The sequence below is a fragment of the Tenacibaculum profundi genome (assembly GCF_057162725.1).
In genome coordinates, this window is the sequence record NZ_CM169894.1 from 1,690,161 (window position 1) to 1,707,862 (window position 17,702).

Consider the following 17,702-nt stretch of genomic DNA (forward strand, 5'->3'; position numbering starts at 1 on the left):
ATAATTCTATTTTATAAAACTTTTAATTGTTAAATGTATACCTTCTTCTGCAGATAATGGTAATTTTTTTATTCCAATAGCATCTTTAATTTTTTTATTGGATACCATATAGTTTTCCGTTAGTTTATGTATTTTTTCTGTATTTATTGGAATTGGTAATATATCCCCAATTTTACCTAAAATAATTAGCACAGACTTTGGTAAATTTAACACCCTCACTTCTTTTTCTATTGCTTTCCCTATATTTAAAACCAGTTTTTTTGTAGAAAGCGGTGTATCATCAGCAATATTGTAAACACCAGATGGTATTGTTTTATTTTCAATCAACTCTTTAATTACGAAACATAAGTTTTTCACCGATAAAAAAGATCGTTGATTTTCATATTTCCCAAATGGATAAGGAATACCTTTAGACACAAAATTATATAACAAATTCAAATTCCCCTTATTACTTGGGCCATGAATCATGCATGGCCTTAAAATGTAAACTCTTTTATTCTTAGGCACTTCTTTACTTAAAATATACTCTTCAGCGGCCAGCTTTGATTTCCCATAAGCCGTTACTGGATTTGACTCATGACTTTCATCCAAAACTCCTTCAACTTCACCCGCAATTGCTTTTACGGAACTCATAAAAATAAAAACGTCGCAGTCACTATTTAAAAATTTATCAAATACATTTTTGGTAAGCTCAAAATTAACATTAAAATACTCTTTCTCCTGCGAAGTATTTTTTAAATCATGCGCCTTGCCTGCTAAATGGATAAAAGCTTTATTTGCATTTAAAACTTCCTTATTTAAGACATCATAAGAAATGAATTTATCTGATGTTCTCCTTGAAACTCCCTGGATTCTGTAGTCTTCTTTTAAATAATTTGATAAGTTAAACCCAACGAAACCTGTAATTCCACTAATTAAAATATTATTGGTCATTTCCAAAACTTATTATTGACTCTGTCATTCTCTTATTAATTTCCGTTCTACTATACTTCTTCTTAAATTGTTTTCTTTCCTCATTTCTATATTTGAAATTCGTCAAACTATTATAAAGTTCATCTGCATTAGTTGGTTCAAACAAAATTAAGTTAGACATATTTTCTTTCAAAAATTGTTTCGCGTATCCATCTACACCAGCAATTATAGGTTTATTAAAAGTCCCATATTCAAAAAGTTTAGATGGTAATACTCTTTCAAATGCCTTATGCTTATTCAAGTGTAAAAATAGATAATCCGCTTTTTGGTAATAACTTATTAGCTCATTTCTATTGACCGGAGGAATCATTTCAACATTTTCGATATTATTTACTCTTAATTTTTCTTCCAGTTTTTCTCTAGCTCCACCATCACCAATAATCTGAAATTTATGTGTTCTAGATAGTTTCTTAGCTATATCTGGTATAATTAAGTCTAATCCTTGTCCTTCTCCAATATTACCGCCATATATTATGGTTTTAACTTCGCTCTTTTTTTCTTCAGTATTATCTATTGGGGAGGATAAAAACAATTCGTCAATACCATTAGTAAAAAATGAATATTCTGTTTTTTTATATTTTTCAAAATAACTCTTAAATCCTTTTGAAACTAAGTTTATATGTCCAGCTCTTTTAAAAGTAAAATTCTCAACGGGTTTTAAAAATAAGTTTAATCCTAGATTAATGATCTTATTCTTATATAAATCCGTAATAGTTTCTCTGAAGATATCTCTAATATCTAAATAAAGTTTAGCCTTTTTCTTTCTAGCAATTTTTGCACCGAGATATGCCGTAAATAAACGAGACGAAGAAGCATAAACTAAATCATATTCTTCGTCCTTTATAAGCTTTAAAGCTTTAAAATAAAACTCTTTATACGATTTAATTTGTCCTATAATTCCGCTTCCATGTTCGGGGATTTTAATTCTGTTAACCACTATACCTTCTTTAATTTCCTCTTTATCTTTAGCCTTTGCTTTGAAAGAGTCATATCTGTTAGGCTGCGTTGTAATTACATGAACCGTATCATTACTATCCAGGTGATTTAAAAGCTCCTTAAGTAACGAAGTGTTTCTAAAAGACCCTGCTGACAAGTCTGGTTCGTAATAAAATGTTAGGAATAATATTTTCATAATTATATTTCGGTAATACGAGTCTCTAATTCTCTGTTAAAAAACACCATTATTTTTTTTCCTTTTCTTGTTTTATTAAAACCCATGCTAAATTCATAATCTTGAATAACAACTTTATCATACTGGCCTCTAAGGTTCAATATTAGATTATTTAGTTGGAACTGAGATTTACTAATTTCGTTTATTTTAACGTCAGGATGAAAATGTAAAATCATTTTTTTGTCCAATGAAGACTTGCCTTCCAAGGAATCTTTTATGGAGAAAGTATTTCGGTCTAAATGAAATTGTCTCGAATGAATAACTCCTCTATTTTTATATCCATCATGTTTGGCAAGCACTTTATTCTCATCTTCAATTACACCAAAAACCTTAGCTCTTTTTGCTACCCTAAACCCTCCCCAGACTTGTGTTTGTTCTAAATTACCTAATTGTACAGTATTATGATAGTGGGTACCTCTCTCTTTCTGTCTTCTCTCATTTTTTTCATAAGTAGAAACACCAGGATCCACAATAATTGGGATATTCTGAGCGTATAATTCAAAACTAAAAGTGTCTGAATGTGCATGTCCTGGCTGGTAAGATGGCTGGATATCCCCAACATCTATAACAACTTCAAATATATCTGATTTGAAGTTTCTATAACCTGAATCAGATAATTTAATATTTTTCCAATTTAGATGTAAAGATTTAGCATAACTGAATAACTCTTTTGAAGCTGGTGCTATTCCTGTAGAACTATCATTTAATAATGGGATATTACCATTTTTATAGGTAAGATTATTTAACCACGACAACATGCTAGAAGCCTTTTCTTCTAGAAAACTCAATAAATTTCGATCATTAATCTGCTCATTTCGTCTCATTAATTGAATACAATCTAAAAGTCTTCCCAATAAGATCTGATGATACATTGGAGAGAGCTCATAATGCCCTCCATCTTTCAAAATTTGTTCCTCTAATTCAGACTTTAAAATTTTTCGAGCGGTATCTAATAATTTTTCATCTTGAAAATAATATCCCCCAAAAAGTAGAGAAAATCCATTCTCTAATAAATGATTACCTAAAAGATGATATTCCAAATTATCTAATAAAATTTCATAATGGTGATAAAGTGTTCCGTCAATGATTTTATCTTTTATAGTATTCTTTGACAAAAATTTAACCCAGTTAATTCCTCTTAATGAAATAACATAAGGTTCTTTACCATCTAATAATGTCGAATCTTGATTGATATAATCTTTGATCAACTCTAAACAAGAGTCAACAGAAATATTTTTTTGATTTAAAAAGTCAAAATAATTCAAATTATAAGTCCATAATTTTCCGAATTCAGAATAATTCCAATTTATTTTTTTATTGAAACTCACTGGAATATTTAAAAACTCAAATTTATTAGCTCCTAAATAAGATGTATTATTAAAAACTTCGTCACTCCAAAGTAAATCTATAACTCGATCTATTTCCTTATTAGAATATGATTTTTTATAAAATCGATTACGTAATAAATAGTAAAGCCTGTAATAAACTTGGACAGGCTTTAAGTATTTAATTGTATCATATAACGTAATTATTTTACTTCTATCCATCTTCCTTCTTTCAAAGATTCAATAGCAGCAAAGGATGCCTTGGTTGTATTTACAATCTCTTCAAAAGGGATGATTGATTCACCACCTAATTTTTGGCTATTAATCAATTCATTAAATTGATTATAATGACCTTTATCTTGTTTAGAAGAGCATTTTGAGAATTTCTTAAATCCAAAACCTGATAATTTTCGCCAATTATCCATTACTAAAGTTCTTTCCTGAGAATATACCTCGACTCTCTCCTTAGAATAAGCTTTTGATCCATTGGCGAAGTAGTTAATTACAGCATTAGTTCCGTTTTCATATTTTAAAAGAATGCTGGCATTATCCGTATTTTCTTCTGGATTAACCCCCATGGAATTCATACATACAGATTTTACTTTACTTCCAGCTAAATATGTACATAAATCAATATAGTGGCATGCTTCTCCAATTATTCTACCTCCCCCTACTTCCATATCATGCACCCAAACATCAGAAGGGATGAACCCTGCATTCATTGTTGCTACAATATTCAAAGGAGTATTATCATTACCTAAAACTTTCTTCATTTGTTTTGCTAAAGGAGCAAATCGTCTATTAAACCCAACAGAAATTGAAACATTTCTAGCATTATATTCTTCTATAATTTCACTAAGTTCATCTCTATTTAAAGCCAATGGTTTTTCAACGAAAACACTTTTATCAGCTCGCAATGTTTCTAGAACCATTGACGCATGCATATTATGTTTCGTTGTAATAAAGACCAAATCTGTTTCCGTATCAGAAAGTATTTCCTTGTAATTTGTTGTTGAGTTAGTAATACTATATTGTTTTGCCATAGTAGTAGAGGATAATCCGCCAGAACTAGCGATATATTTTATATCTGCATTTAATTTTTTTAGGCTTGGTAAAATAGTAGCACTTGTAAAATTCCCGGACCCAACAATTCCTATAATTCCTTTATTGCCATCAAACGTTTTCTCGTTTAACTTAACTGTGTTTTTGGGTTTTTCCGTAGAATTATATTCTAAGATTGATGCTATAGATTTAGAAGAAGACATGTCTCCATAAATAGTCTCAAACTCTTCAAGAGGAACTCTTTCTGTTATCAATGGATTTACGTCTAATGAACCGACTGAAATCGCATTTAGCACAGCTTCAAAGTTTCTCTTTTCTGTCCATCGAACATAGCCTATTGGATAATCATTACCTTTTTGTTCATACTCTTCGTCATATCTTCCCGGTCCATAAGAGCAAGAAACTTGAAAAGATATTTCCTTATTATAAAAGTCTGCTCGACTAATATCCAATCCTATTACACCTACAAGAATAATTCTACCAAGTTTACGGCACATTTGTGCTGATTGTGCTATAATATCATTACTTTTACTTGAAGCAGTAATAATTACGCCATCAGCACCTATTCCATTTGTAAAGGTTTCTACAAATTTAACCTGGTCTGTTCCTTCTGATGGGTTTATTGCTGTTATACCTTTTGACTTTGCTATTTTAATTTTTTCAGGATCAAAATCAAATCCAATAACATTACACCCATTGGCTTTAAGAAGTTCTGCTGTTACTAAACCAATAAGACCTAACCCTACAACTACAATTGTTTCGCCAAATGTCGGATTCAACAACCTAACACCCTGTAATCCAATAGCGCCAATTACTGTAAATGCAGCCTCCTCGTCCGATACGTTATCTGGAATTTTTGCAACAAGATTTTTAGGAACTAAAACATATTCTGCATGATTACCATTAGATGCAACTCGATCACCAATTTTAAATTCTGAAACGCCTTTTCCTACAGCTACAACTTCTCCTACATTGCAATATCCAAGTGGTAATGGTTGACCTAATTTATTAAAAACTGCATCTATTGTTGGTTTTAAACCATCGGTTTTTACCTTATCTAAAACCATTTTTACCTTATCCGGTTGTTGTTTCGCTTTTTGAATAAAATTTGCCTTTCCAAATTCTACTAACATTTTTTCTGTACCAAGAGATACCAATGTCTTTGTTGTTTTTATAAGTACATGCCCTTTCTTAACTAAGGGCACAGGAACTTCTTCTAATATTGTATCTCCTTTCTTAAGGTCTTGTATTATTTGTTTCAATCTAATTCCTTTTTTTAATTACTTTCGCTGGAATTCCTCCAACTATGGTAAATGGTTCAACATCCTTAGTTATTACAGATCCAGCTGCTACTACTGCACCTTCTCCTATTCTAGTACCTGCTAAAATGATACAGTTAGATCCAATCCACACATCATTTGCTATTATAACTTTTTTCTTTATGTGTCCTGATTCAAATATCCTTCCTCTGTTTTCAGGAATAACGTGATTTGCTGATAAAATATTGGTTCCATAGCCCACTAAAGTTCTATCTCCAATTTCAACCCCCCCCGTTGTAGTTATAAGAACTCCCCAGGCCAAATCTACATTATTCCCCAATTTAAGGTTAATGCATGGATTAATTTTAATGCCAGGATAATAAGTAATTCCTTTCCCTATTTCAGCCCCTTGAATTCTCATATAATTACTCTTAACAAAAGTAAAAACACGATGCCTTGGTAAAGCGAATACTATCGAAGAAATTAATTCATAAGTACAAACTAGAAAGTTTTTAATACTCTTTTTCATTCTACTTCTTTTAAAAAATCTAACTGTAAATCAACCTTTTCTTCAGGATTTGGGTACAACTTCAAAACTTTTTTCGCATTCTCTTTTATCGCTTTTTGTAAATTTGGATCTTTTCTATAACTAATTATTTTTTCAGCTATTTTAACAGCATTTATTCGGTCAACATAAATTGCCGCATCCCCACAAATCGCCCTTGACCATTCTTCATCTGATATAAATAGAGGTTTCTTAAGACACCAAGATTCTATGATGTTATTACTAAAGCTTTCTAATAAACTGAAAAGTGCTACTGCATTTATTTCTTTAAATAATAGTGGAACCTCTTCAGGTTTAACAGATCCTATAAATTTAATTTTCTCTTTAACAGAAAACTTTTTTGCTACTTCTTTTAACTTCAAAGATTCAGGATGATCCTCTGGAACTGTTATTATAAAATCAATATCTTTACACTCCAACTTTGATAATTCACTTAAAACATAAGGAACAATTTCAATATTCTTATTTTTATGCCATCCAGTTAACATTAAAAAATTAAACTTAGAACTATCAATCTTTTTTAATTTTTCCTCAAAAATTTCGCTAATCTCTATACTTGGATAAGCAGATATTGAAGGTAATATCAATTTAGTTCGTTCCATAGGATAGTTAAATAAGTTTACCGCTCTCCTAAGCATAGACTCATTTTCAAAGACTATATAATCTGATTTTAATGTCGATGTTAAACGATACTTATCAATTAATTTGAGTTTTAATAGTTCAAAACCTGAATAGCCTTGCCAAAATTTAATTTCAGGAAAAAAGAGATTTGAATATGCACAACCAGTAACTGATTTTACTCCCCTATAATTCAATCCTGGACCAAACATCGTATAAATGATATTAATATTATTCTTTTTAATAATTCTTCCTAGTTTAAACAATTGAAAACTTAATCGTTTTAATAATCCTTTTTTTACAGCATACATATTTTCATATTGTTTATTCTGTAAAACCTTATGAATATACGTGTCTTTTGTAACTAGGAAAAAAGCTAAAACATCTTTTTTTTTTAAAAGCTGAATTACAAAATTTGAAGCAACTTGTTGTCCTCCCCCACTTTTAATTGGCATTAAATTGATTAAAACCTTCACTAATTGATAAATTTAATTATTTTGTCGAACCAAACTCCAGATGAATAATTTTCTATAACCTTCTGTCTAGAATTAGATATAATTTTCTGATATTTTTCTTCATTCTTTTCTAATTCTAAAATTGAATCAGCTATTTGAATCGGTTCTCTTGGCTCAACTAGAATTCCATCTTCATTATTCACAATAGTATCTGCTAAACCTCCAATATTACTAGCTATAACAGGAGTACCAATATACATAGACTCTAACATTGTTAATGATGTTGCTTCTATATAATTACCAACAGGAATTGAAGGAATAATACTCAAAGAAGCATTATTTATTAATTCTAAAGCTTCTTTATTGTCTACCCTACCTTTTAAAATTACGATTCCTTTTTCTATTTCTATTTTAAATTTCTTTTCAAGATCCTCTCTTAATGGACCATCACCGATCACAATAATTTTTTTGAATTTATTATTCTTTGAATTATTGTAATAATTCAAGAAGCCTTCAATCCCATACTCAACACCATTTTTTTTATGCAAGTGTCTTGCTATAATTATAAAATCTTCATTATGATTTTTTCTTTTATTAACAACATTATCTAATTGTAAGATATTAACTGCATTACTAACTACAACACCTTTAAAATCATTTTTTAAATCATACATACCTTGCTCTATATTTAATTGTAAGTCGTCAACTCCTATAACACCATCTACTAGTTTTGATATAGATACATCAAGGAATTTTGAAAAACCAAATAAATCTTTGTTATTTTTATTAGTAATCAAAAATTGTTCACTAAAAGGTGCATGTAAAACTTGATAAACTTCTGTTTCCTTTAATAAGGAAAACTTCACCAATATTCCTGCTAAAGATGAAAATTTGTCATGAGAAATTATTTTTAGGCTTTTAATATCTTGCTTTTTAATTTCAGCTTTCAATTTAGAGTATAATAAATATGCCCTAAAAATTAATACCAGAGGCGAAAAAGGCGTCTTCTTTAAAACAAAATCTATTATCTTATAAAATATTTTTTCAGTTTTGTTAAAACCTAAAATTAAATTAAAATCGAATTTACTTTTCGTAAATTCATAATTCATAACAGACAAATGAGTTCCGACACCTCCACTTTCAAATGTGGAATGTGTTGTAACTATGAACACTTTCTTTTTTACCATATATTATATAAAATTACTAAAACAAACATTGTGATACTTATTGTATTATTTCTTTTTAAAAGTATTTTTCTATTTTTATGAAACTCAAAAGAACAAATAAGTGAATATAAAATTAAGAACATAGTTTTATGCCTTGGTACAAGGCTTACAAAAGAAATCGAATATAAGTATAAAAATAATATCACAAAAATACTCCAAAAGTCAATGTCTGAATTTATATACTCTTTGATATTAAGAATAAATCTTGGAAAATAAATTATTAAAAACACTAAACTAATTATTGATAAAATAAACTCCCCATAAGCTTTATAATTATTTAAATATAGTATTTCATATTTAAAACTCACTCTTTTATTTACTTGATTAAACTTTTGATATTTTAAAGGAGATAATAATGTAACTATTGGTAAAAATGTAATTTGAACTAAAAAATTACTTTTAATAACCTTATAAGTAACCTGATTTTCAACATCATTACTTAACATAATATCTCTCCTTTGATTCACCATTTCGATGAGAGTAATCCCTTTAGCTGATGCATTAGAAAATCTACTTAAATAAGGACTAATAAATATAAACAAAAACGAAAACAAAGGTATTAGAGAAATCAATAAAATACTTCTAATATATTTATGATAAATTGTCTTTGTACCAAAAATTATATTTCTATTAGTAAATATGATTATAGTTAGTAAAAATAAAAAGGTATTAGCCCCTCTTATTAAAAAGCTTAAACAAACACATATTATAAAAAACACAAATCTTCTATTCAATAAAAATTGTAAACCTAATATTAAAAGAAAATAAAGCGTTAAATCTCTATATAAATGGATAAAACTTGTTTGAATAATTACATTAAAAATTAAAATTGTTGAATAAATTTTAAATTTTATTTTTCTATTAGAGAATACTTTCTTGAAAACCTTAAACGATTTTTCAATAAATTTTTCGTACAAAACCCAAGTAAAGAAATATAAAAGAAATACTTTATCCTTTAAATTTAAAGAGAATAAATCCAAAAAATTAAATATTTTATGAATTAAAAAGGAATAAAATTCTTTGAATGAAGGATTATTTAATGCTAAATCGATAAATAAACTATCATCTCCATGGGGTGACATTATGCTATTATAATTGTAATTATAAGTTAGTAGATAACATCCTCCTATCAAAATTATAAAAAGTAAATTTAACTTTCTTTGAAAACTATATTTTGTAAAAATTCCTAGAAAAGACATAAAGGCAATCATAATTAAAGATACTCCTAATGCAGTCCCTCCTGTAAAAAAATATAAAAGTAATAGTATAATTAAAATTATAAAAAACATTTACTTATCAAATTAAAAAAACTTATTCAATTGCTTCATCATTTTTGAATTCCTTTCTATCATTTTTCCATTTCTTATTTCAAATTGTTGTTCAAGCTCTTTAATATTTAGACTTAAAAGGATTGTGACTTTTGATAGTAATTCTGTTGAATCGTTTGATATATCGACAGTAGTAATTGCATCAACCTTCTCTTCATTTTCAAAATTTTTCAATTTTTGATCAATATTTATCCCAATGGTAGGAATATTCAATATTGAACCAAATACCATTCCGTGATATCTACTAGTAATAATAATATCATTTTGGTCAATTAATGAAATTACATTATAAATATTCGAACTCCTAGAGTTATATTCAAAGAAATTATCATAATAATTTAGTTGACTTTTGAATTCAAAATCTAATACATCACAAAAACTGATAACATTAATTTCAAACTCATCTTTATATGAATTTAGTTTAATGATAAAATCATTAATCATGTTGATCACATCATCATTAACCTTATTATTATGATACCAATCTCTTAATACAACACATATTCTTTTTTTAGGATGTTTTTTTTCTTCATCTCGATTCTGAGCAATGTGTTTTTTTATGTCGTTTAAAAAATATTGATTAAAACATAAATCAGCTCCTAAGATTGAATTTTTGTAATAATTAAAACTAAATTTATCTCTTAAAATTACTAAACTATTATCTAAATAATCTAAATTAGGAGTTTTTTCAAACGGGCCCAATCCTATACCTAAGAAAACCTTTTTTCTATAAATTAACTCATTCTTATTAATCTTTTTCAAAAGTGAAAAGAATAACTGAGACTTATTTTTGATTAAAAATTTGACTCTTCTTCGAAGATTTCTAAAATTATTATCATTCTTACCTGAAGAACCAATGCTAAAATGCTGATTTCCTCCTCCATAAATCAAAGTATCACAACTTATTTCATATGAATCTGATCGATCAATATATCTTACATCTTTAAATATATCTTTACAGATTTTAGGTATGTATTTTTTATTGTAGCATAGAACACCAATGGTTTTATCTTTCTGATTTTCTTTTAGAAAAAGTAATAACGCTAATAACATAGCGTCATCGCCTAAGTTAGACCCGTAACCGCCAGTGATTAGAATATTTAAATTGATTTTTTTCATACTTTTTAGTTTATATAAAGTATTAGTAATACTATAAAAATTAATAAAACAGAATGTAAATTAATTATAGAATTAAATTTTATTAGGCCCGAAATTATTGAATAAGTAATTAAGTATATTAGATTAATTAAAAAACCTAAAAGAAAAGAAGAAACCAATTTAATAACAATCCCTTGATTATTAAAAATAAAGAAATATGAAACCAAAACTATAACCATCCAAATTAAATTACTAAACAGACTTATTAAAGTTTTTGCTTTTAATGCTATAATTCTAAAAAAACTTGTTTTATATGACATTATTAAAATAATAATGACTGAACTTTTATAAATATAACTAGCCTTATAAATATTACAGTAATCATCTCCTAAATAATTAAAAACAAAATTTTCACATACTAACAAAACAGCACAGGTAATTACTGAAAAAAACAAAGTGAAATTATTGTTTAACTTTTCTTCTCTATCTCCCAAACCTTTCATATTAAGATATGAAATAACGGGGTTACTAACCATAGAAATTAAGAATACAACATATACTTGCAAAGATATCATAAATTGATACAAACCTAATTCCTTAAATCCAACATTTCTAATTGACTCACTTTCAAGATAAATTTTAACTGGTAAGAATATTAATTGTGACACTAAAAGAGGTAAGATGTATTTAAGAATTATTTTAACATATTTTAAATCTATTGATTCAAAGTCGAATGAAACTTTTATTTTTTTAATTCCAAAATAAATCTCTAAAAAAAGGTAATTCAACATGTAGTATATACCCAAACCGATGATCCCTCCATCTACACCTAAATAAACAAATAAACTCCATTGTATTGGGAATGAAATCAAAGCACTAATTATTGTAGTCTTAGATATTTGCTTATAATATTCTAGACCAGAATAAAAACCCGATTTAAAGGTATATAATAGACTAAAGACCAATGGAAAAATCAACAACTTTATCGAACGAGTTAAGTTAGCATCTGATGTAATAAAATTGGATATCGCTGTAGAAAAAAAATAAACTAATAAAGATGTTAAAGTAAGAAACACTAAACATATAAAACTAAGATTACTATAAATCTTTACGAAATCTTTACGTTTCTTAAATCTATTTGAACTATATCGTAGAGCAGCTATCGAAATTGATGAACCAGATAACACCATCATTAACCCTAATAAGTTTCTGTGGTAGGAAAATTCTGAAAATAATGTAGCTCCTAGTATTCTTGTGGCAAGAATAGTAAGTACAAATGCAAAAATGCGTGAAAAGACCATACCCAAAGCAGACCATCCAATATTTTTTATTACTCCATCTTCTAAGGATCTAAAACTAAGTTTCAAATTAAATATAATTTATATGTTTTGAAACAATACCACAAAAATCTAAAACTACCTTGTTCATAGAAATTTCTAAATTCTTGAATTCATTATGAGCAACTAAAAAAGCAATTATATCAGCCTGATTAAATGCTTTTATATAAGAAGTTAACTTAAACACCTTATGTTCTTTTATATTAGGTTCTACAATGAAATACTCTCCATTACTGTCGTTCTGTAACACTTTATTCACAATATATTTTGCTGGTGACTCCCGTAAATCGTCAATATTTGGTTTAAATGCCAATCCCATTAAAGCAACTTTTGGCTTTCGCCCATGTTCTAATTCAAACTGTAATTTCGCATTTTGAATTTTCTCTGCACACCAAAAAGACTTGTAGTTATTAACCTCTCTAGCTGTTCCAATAATTTTAGATTCCATAGGATATTCAGAAACAATGAAATATGGATCCACCGCTATACAATGACCTCCTACCCCACAGCCAGGTTGTAAAATATTAACCCTTGGATGTTTGTTTGCTAAATTAATTAACTCCCAAACATTAATATCAGCCTTATCACAAATTAACGATAACTCATTTGCGAAGGCAATTTGAACATCTCTTGAGGAATTTTCAACTAATTTACACATTTCAGCCGTACGAGCATTGGTTCTATGCAATTCACCTTTTACATATTTACTATAAAATTCTATTGCTTTTTCTGTTGAAACTTCATCAATCCCACCTATAACTCTATCATTATAAACTAATTCATACATGACATTACCAGGAAGAACTCTTTCAGGACAATACGCAATGTATAATTTATCTTTTAACTCAGGTCTCTCCTGATAGATTAAGTCCCTCATCTTCTCAGTAGTCCCTACAGGTGAAGTAGATTCAATAATGTATAAATCCTCTTCTTTTAATAATGGAATAATACCACGTGTTGCTGCTTCAACAAAAGAAATATCTGGTTCATTTTTCCCCTTAAAGGGAGTTGGAACAACAATCAAATAGTTATTCGCTTCCACAGCAATAGTTGATGCTTTCAAATATCCGTCTTCTACAGCTTTCTCAACTGCTTGTTCTAATTCTGGTTCCACAATGTGAATTTCACCCCTATTAATGGTTTCCACAACTTTTGGATTAATGTCAACACCATGGACAGTAACTTTATTTTGCGCTATTAATGCCGCTGTAGGTAATCCAATATACCCTAGACCAATCATTACAACTTCTGGTTTATTCATTTTTATAATGCTTTAATAAAGTTAACTATTTGTCCACATGCTTTACCATTTCCATAAGGGTTATGAAGTTTACTCATTAACAAATAATTCTCTTCTTTATCCAATAACTTTTGAGTTTCTTTTACAATTTTATTCTTATCAGTTCCTACTAATAACACAGTGCCTGCATCGACTGCTTCAGGTCTCTCTGTAGTATCTCTCATTACTAAAACTGGTTTCCCCAAACTAGGAGCTTCTTCTTGAACCCCACCACTATCAGTAATAATTAAGTATGATTGATTCATTAACCAAACAAATGCCGGATAAGATAATGGGTTTATTAGTTTTACATTATCAATATCATTTAACAATTCATAAACTGGCTTCTGTACATTGGGGTTTAAATGCACTGGATAAATAACTTCAACATCTTCATTCGTAATTGCAATTTCTTTTAATGCTTGACAGATGTTTATAAAGCCTTGCCCATGATTTTCTCTTCTGTGTCCAGTAACTAAAACTAGTCTTTTTGAAGTGCTTACAATATTTTTAAGCATTACAACCTCTTCATCAGAATAATTCTTTGAAGTTACTTTTTCCGAACTAAAATGTAATGCATCAATAACTGTGTTACCCGTAACTAATATTGATTCTTCAGAGATATTCTCTCTTAATAAATTACTTTTAGAGGTAATCGTTGGTGAAAAATGGTAATCACATATACTTCCTGCTACACTTCTATTTACTTCTTCTGGAAATGGTGATCTTTTGTTAAAAGTTCGAAGACCTGCTTCAACATGACATACTTTTGCTCCAGAATAAAATGCTGCAATACTTGAGGCCATAGTTGTTGTTGTATCACCATGAACATAAACATAATCTGGCTTAAATTCCTCTAAAATTGTTTTTAATCCTGTTATAATATCCGCAGTTAAACTATATAAATTCTGATTTGGCTTCATCAAATTCAGATCATAATCAGGTGTAATCTCAAAGAAATCTAATACCTGATCTAACATTTCTCTATGTTGTGCAGTAATGCAAACTTTTGTTTCAAAAATGTCTTGATAAATTTGAAATTCCTTAACTAAAGGAGCCATTTTGATGGCCTCTGGACGCGTACCAAAAACTATTAAATTCTTTTTTTTCATTTTCCTATCCTAAAATACTCTATTCCTTTCTCTTCTAGATCGTATGCTATATATTGATTTCTTCCATCAAAAATTACAGGACACTTCAACTGCTTTTTTATTTCTTCAAAATCAGGTGATCTAAACTCCTTCCACTCAGTAAGTAAAATTAAGGCATCAACACCATCTAAAACCTCATACTTGCTTTCAAAATACTCAACTCTTTCCATATCTTTTAGATAAAAATGCCTTGCCTCGTTTATTGCTTTTGGGTCATATGCTTTAATTCTAGCTCCTCTTTTTACCAACTCATTAATCACGTAAATAGATGGAGCTTCTCGCATATCATCAGTTCCTGGCTTAAAAGATAGACCCCAAATTGCAAAAGTCTTTCCAGATAAATCTTCTCCAAATTTCTTAATAACTTTTTCCGCTATTACAAACTTTTGCCTATTATTAACATCTTCAACAGACTGTATCAACTGCGCCTCATAACCATACTCCTCACCGATCCTCTTCAAAGCCTTAACGTCTTTAGGAAAACAAGACCCTCCATAACCAATTCCTGGGTAAATAAAACTGTAACCAATTCGACTATCAGAACCTATTCCCAGTCTCACATTATTGACATCAGCCCCTACTCTCTCACAAATATTGGCTATCTCATTCATAAATGAGATTTTTGTAGCCAACATAGCATTAGCCGCATACTTCGTCATCTCTGCAGAACGCACATCCATAGTTATAAAACGATCATGAGTTCGGAAAAATGGACTATACAGTTGTTTCATTTTCTTGATGGAAAAATCCGTATCCGCTCCAATAACCACTCTGTCCGGTTTCATGAAATCATTTATCGCGTCTCCTTCTTTGAGAAATTCAGGATTCGAAACCACATGAAAATTGAGATTTAGATTCCTCTTATCAAGTTCATTTTGAATACAAGCCTTTACTTTATCTGCAGTGCCAACTGGAACTGTAGACTTATCTACTATTACCAATTCTTGATTCATTTTCATTCCAATTTCTTTAGCAACCGCTAAAACATATTGTAAATCAGCAGAACCATCTTCCCCCATGGGAGTTCCAACCGCTATAAAAACTACTTCAGCATCTTCAATAGCTTCGCTTATGTTAGTTGTAAAAAAAAGATTTTTTTTATCAATATTCTTTACAACCATTTTCTCTAAACCTGGTTCATAAATTGGGATTACCCCTTGATGTATACTATTGATCTTGCTCTTATCAATATCGACACAAGTGACTTTATTCCCCATTTCAGAAAAACATGTTCCTGAAACCAACCCAACATAACCCGCACCAATTACAGCTATATTCATTTTTTTTGATGAAATGTCATTTCCTTTAGATGTTAACTAAGCAAGGTGAGATCTTATTAGTTTCTCAAATGCCAACACAACTAGAGTCTTCTATTTCTTTTCTTTTAAATTTTCTTTATCATGTACTTCTTTTCGCAAACCGCTACTAGAAAAACGATGCTCTCTTTTGTTGAAATATAATTTAATTCCTTTTTTCTCGCAGTAATCTCTTCCTGTAAATTTCTTATTTGCATACTCTTCACCAATAATTCGCACATCAATATGAAACGACTTCAATATATCCTCTAAATCTTGCTCTGTTGCATAAGGTACTATTTCGTCCACATATTTACATCCTTTCAATTGAATGTATCGTTCTACGACTGATTGAACCGGTCTATTTTTGTCTGGTCTGTCTATTGTAGGATCTGTTTGTAACCCACATATTAAATAATCGCAATGACGCTTCGCCTCTTCTAACATTTTAATATGTCCTGCATGCAATAAATCAAATGCACTGAATGTTATGCCTATTTTCATCTGCATATTTTTATTTTTTTACTGATTTGAATAAAATCAAAACTATTTAGTAGGTTTTTTCATTTGCTTTTAACTGGGCAAAGATATATTTTCTATGCTAAAAAAAAATGTTTTTCTCCTAAATTTACCTTAACAGAATTCCTTATTAGCGAAGCTAGTTCTATAGATGGCCTTGCTTCTTGCATTTTAAAGCCTTTTTTAGCCAATACTTTACCGTAGCTTTCCGTATGCAAATCCGTAAAACCATTTGTAAAACTAATTTCCTGTTTATCAACTATCATACTTCTATAAACTGGCATCCCTTTTTTTAAAATAACATCTGGCAGTGTCTTCTTATCAATGGATAAAAACCAACGAACCCTTGCCCTTTCTAACTCCAAATATCCTGCCATTTTATTTTTTTCTTTTACATGAAGGTAACTATCTTTCAATTCTCCAAACAACCATAACAGCATATCAAAAAAATGAATCCCTATATTAATGGCAATCCCTCCTGATTTGGTTTGACTCCCTTTCCATGAATTTTGATACCAATTTCCGCGAGCGGTTATATAGGTAAGATCAACGTTGTACTTTTGCCTTTTATTTTCTTGATTAATTCTTTTTTTCAATTTAATGATACTCGGATGCAATCTTAATTGTAGTATCGTATAAATCGTTCCTGCTGATTCCTTTTCAACAGCCTCCAAAATATCTATATTCGATGGATTTAAGGTCAATGGTTTCTCACATATGACGTTTGCACCTGCCCTCAAGGCCATGGAAACATGGTAATCATGTAAATGATTGGGGGAACAAACACTAAAATAATCGATTTTTTTATTTTCATCTCTTTTTAATTGCTCTATGTATTTTATAAATAATTTTTCTTCCGTAAAAAAAAGGGTATCTGGAAAATAACGATCCAGCACTCCAACGCTATCATTTTTATCTAAAGCAACTAGTAGATCATTCCCTGTTTCTTTAATAGCTTTCATATGCCTTGGTGCAACATAACCCGCGGCCCCAACTAATGCAAAATTTTTCATTTTTAAACTCTATTTTTTAAACATGAAGC

Annotated in this window: 14 protein-coding genes; all 14 read right to left on the reverse strand. The window is 29.3% G+C overall.

Annotated elements, in window-relative coordinates; genetic code table 11:
- Nucleotides 1–6 precede the first annotated feature (6 nt).
- Complete coding sequence (locus AC2GW8_RS06900; RefSeq protein ID WP_440882033.1) at nucleotides 7–933, reverse strand: NAD-dependent epimerase/dehydratase family protein; 927 nt, start codon at nucleotides 931–933, stop codon at nucleotides 7–9.
- Complete coding sequence (locus AC2GW8_RS06905; protein ID WP_440882034.1) at nucleotides 923–2,104, reverse strand: glycosyltransferase family 4 protein; 1,182 nt, start codon at nucleotides 2,102–2,104, stop codon at nucleotides 923–925. Before AC2GW8_RS06905 ends, AC2GW8_RS06900 begins: the two co-directional genes overlap by 11 nt.
- A gap of 2 nt (nucleotides 2,105–2,106) precedes the next feature.
- Nucleotides 2,107–3,690, reverse strand: coding sequence for a heparinase II/III domain-containing protein (locus tag AC2GW8_RS06910; protein WP_440882035.1), 1,584 nt, complete (start codon nucleotides 3,688–3,690; stop codon nucleotides 2,107–2,109).
- Nucleotides 3,672–5,792 (reverse strand): bi-domain-containing oxidoreductase, encoded by a 2,121-nt coding sequence (locus AC2GW8_RS06915; protein WP_440882036.1) that lies wholly within the window; start codon nucleotides 5,790–5,792, stop codon nucleotides 3,672–3,674. Before AC2GW8_RS06915 ends, AC2GW8_RS06910 begins: the two co-directional genes overlap by 19 nt.
- A gap of 1 nt (nucleotide 5,793) precedes the next feature.
- The gene (locus tag AC2GW8_RS15310) at nucleotides 5,794–6,318 is read right to left on the reverse strand and encodes an acyltransferase (protein ID WP_527252137.1); all 525 of its coding nucleotides are present in this window, start codon (nucleotides 6,316–6,318) and stop codon (nucleotides 5,794–5,796) included.
- Entirely contained in the window at nucleotides 6,315–7,427 is a 1,113-nt protein-coding gene (locus AC2GW8_RS06925) for a glycosyltransferase (RefSeq protein WP_440882037.1), read from the reverse strand. The genes AC2GW8_RS15310 and AC2GW8_RS06925 overlap by 4 nt, the downstream gene beginning before the upstream one ends.
- Before the next feature lie 20 nt (nucleotides 7,428–7,447).
- Nucleotides 7,448–8,614: a glycosyltransferase family 4 protein gene (locus tag AC2GW8_RS06930; protein ID WP_440882038.1), complete on the reverse strand. Its 1,167-nt coding sequence runs from the start codon at nucleotides 8,612–8,614 to the stop codon at nucleotides 7,448–7,450.
- A gap of 1,340 nt (nucleotides 8,615–9,954) precedes the next feature.
- Nucleotides 9,955–11,100, reverse strand: a complete 1,146-nt coding sequence (locus tag AC2GW8_RS06935; RefSeq protein ID WP_440882039.1) for a polysaccharide pyruvyl transferase family protein — start codon at nucleotides 11,098–11,100, stop codon at nucleotides 9,955–9,957.
- A gap of 5 nt (nucleotides 11,101–11,105) precedes the next feature.
- Nucleotides 11,106–12,446: an oligosaccharide flippase family protein gene (locus tag AC2GW8_RS06940; protein ID WP_440882040.1), complete on the reverse strand. Its 1,341-nt coding sequence runs from the start codon at nucleotides 12,444–12,446 to the stop codon at nucleotides 11,106–11,108.
- Nucleotide 12,447: 1 nt separating this feature from the next.
- Nucleotides 12,448–13,677, reverse strand: a complete 1,230-nt coding sequence (wecC, locus tag AC2GW8_RS06945) for a UDP-N-acetyl-D-mannosamine dehydrogenase (RefSeq protein ID WP_440882041.1) — start codon at nucleotides 13,675–13,677, stop codon at nucleotides 12,448–12,450.
- 2 nt (nucleotides 13,678–13,679) lie between these two features.
- A complete protein-coding gene (gene wecB, locus AC2GW8_RS06950) occupies nucleotides 13,680–14,807 on the reverse strand; it encodes a non-hydrolyzing UDP-N-acetylglucosamine 2-epimerase (protein WP_440882042.1) in 1,128 nt (375 codons plus the stop codon).
- Nucleotides 14,804–16,126: a UDP-glucose dehydrogenase family protein gene (locus tag AC2GW8_RS06955; protein ID WP_440882043.1), complete on the reverse strand. Its 1,323-nt coding sequence runs from the start codon at nucleotides 16,124–16,126 to the stop codon at nucleotides 14,804–14,806. Before AC2GW8_RS06955 ends, wecB begins: the two co-directional genes overlap by 4 nt.
- Nucleotides 16,127–16,216: 90 nt before the next feature.
- On the reverse strand, nucleotides 16,217–16,645 hold the full coding sequence (locus AC2GW8_RS06960) for an adenylyltransferase/cytidyltransferase family protein (protein WP_440882044.1): 429 nt from the start codon (nucleotides 16,643–16,645) through the stop codon (nucleotides 16,217–16,219).
- 92 nt (nucleotides 16,646–16,737) lie between these two features.
- Nucleotides 16,738–17,673 carry a Gfo/Idh/MocA family protein gene (locus AC2GW8_RS06965; RefSeq protein ID WP_440882045.1) on the reverse strand — a complete coding sequence of 312 codons (936 nt, stop codon included), beginning with the start codon at nucleotides 17,671–17,673 and terminating at the stop codon, nucleotides 16,738–16,740.
- Nucleotides 17,674–17,702 lie beyond the last annotated feature (29 nt).

What these genes read in the sequence shown, in the direction of transcription:
- AC2GW8_RS06930 (WP_440882038.1), bottom strand. Translation starts at nt 8,614, where the DNA reads ATGGTAAAAAAGAAAGTGTTCATAGTTACAACACATTCCACATTTGAA.
- AC2GW8_RS06910 (WP_440882035.1), bottom strand. Translation starts at nt 3,690, where the DNA reads ATGGATAGAAGTAAAATAATTACGTTATATGATACAATTAAATACTTA.
- AC2GW8_RS06965 (WP_440882045.1), bottom strand. Translation starts at nt 17,673, where the DNA reads ATGAAAAATTTTGCATTAGTTGGGGCCGCGGGTTATGTTGCACCAAGG.
- wecB (WP_440882042.1), bottom strand. Translation starts at nt 14,807, where the DNA reads ATGAAAAAAAAGAATTTAATAGTTTTTGGTACGCGTCCAGAGGCCATC.
- AC2GW8_RS06900 (WP_440882033.1), bottom strand. Translation starts at nt 933, where the DNA reads ATGACCAATAATATTTTAATTAGTGGAATTACAGGTTTCGTTGGGTTT.
- AC2GW8_RS06905 (WP_440882034.1), bottom strand. Translation starts at nt 2,104, where the DNA reads ATGAAAATATTATTCCTAACATTTTATTACGAACCAGACTTGTCAGCA.
- wecC (WP_440882041.1), bottom strand. Translation starts at nt 13,677, where the DNA reads ATGAATAAACCAGAAGTTGTAATGATTGGTCTAGGGTATATTGGATTA.
- AC2GW8_RS06960 (WP_440882044.1), bottom strand. Translation starts at nt 16,645, where the DNA reads ATGAAAATAGGCATAACATTCAGTGCATTTGATTTATTGCATGCAGGA.
- AC2GW8_RS06935 (WP_440882039.1), bottom strand. Translation starts at nt 11,100, where the DNA reads ATGAAAAAAATCAATTTAAATATTCTAATCACTGGCGGTTACGGGTCT.
- AC2GW8_RS06925 (WP_440882037.1), bottom strand. Translation starts at nt 7,427, where the DNA reads ATGCCAATTAAAAGTGGGGGAGGACAACAAGTTGCTTCAAATTTTGTA.
- AC2GW8_RS15310 (WP_527252137.1), bottom strand. Translation starts at nt 6,318, where the DNA reads ATGAAAAAGAGTATTAAAAACTTTCTAGTTTGTACTTATGAATTAATT.
- AC2GW8_RS06955 (WP_440882043.1), bottom strand. Translation starts at nt 16,126, where the DNA reads ATGAATATAGCTGTAATTGGTGCGGGTTATGTTGGGTTGGTTTCAGGA.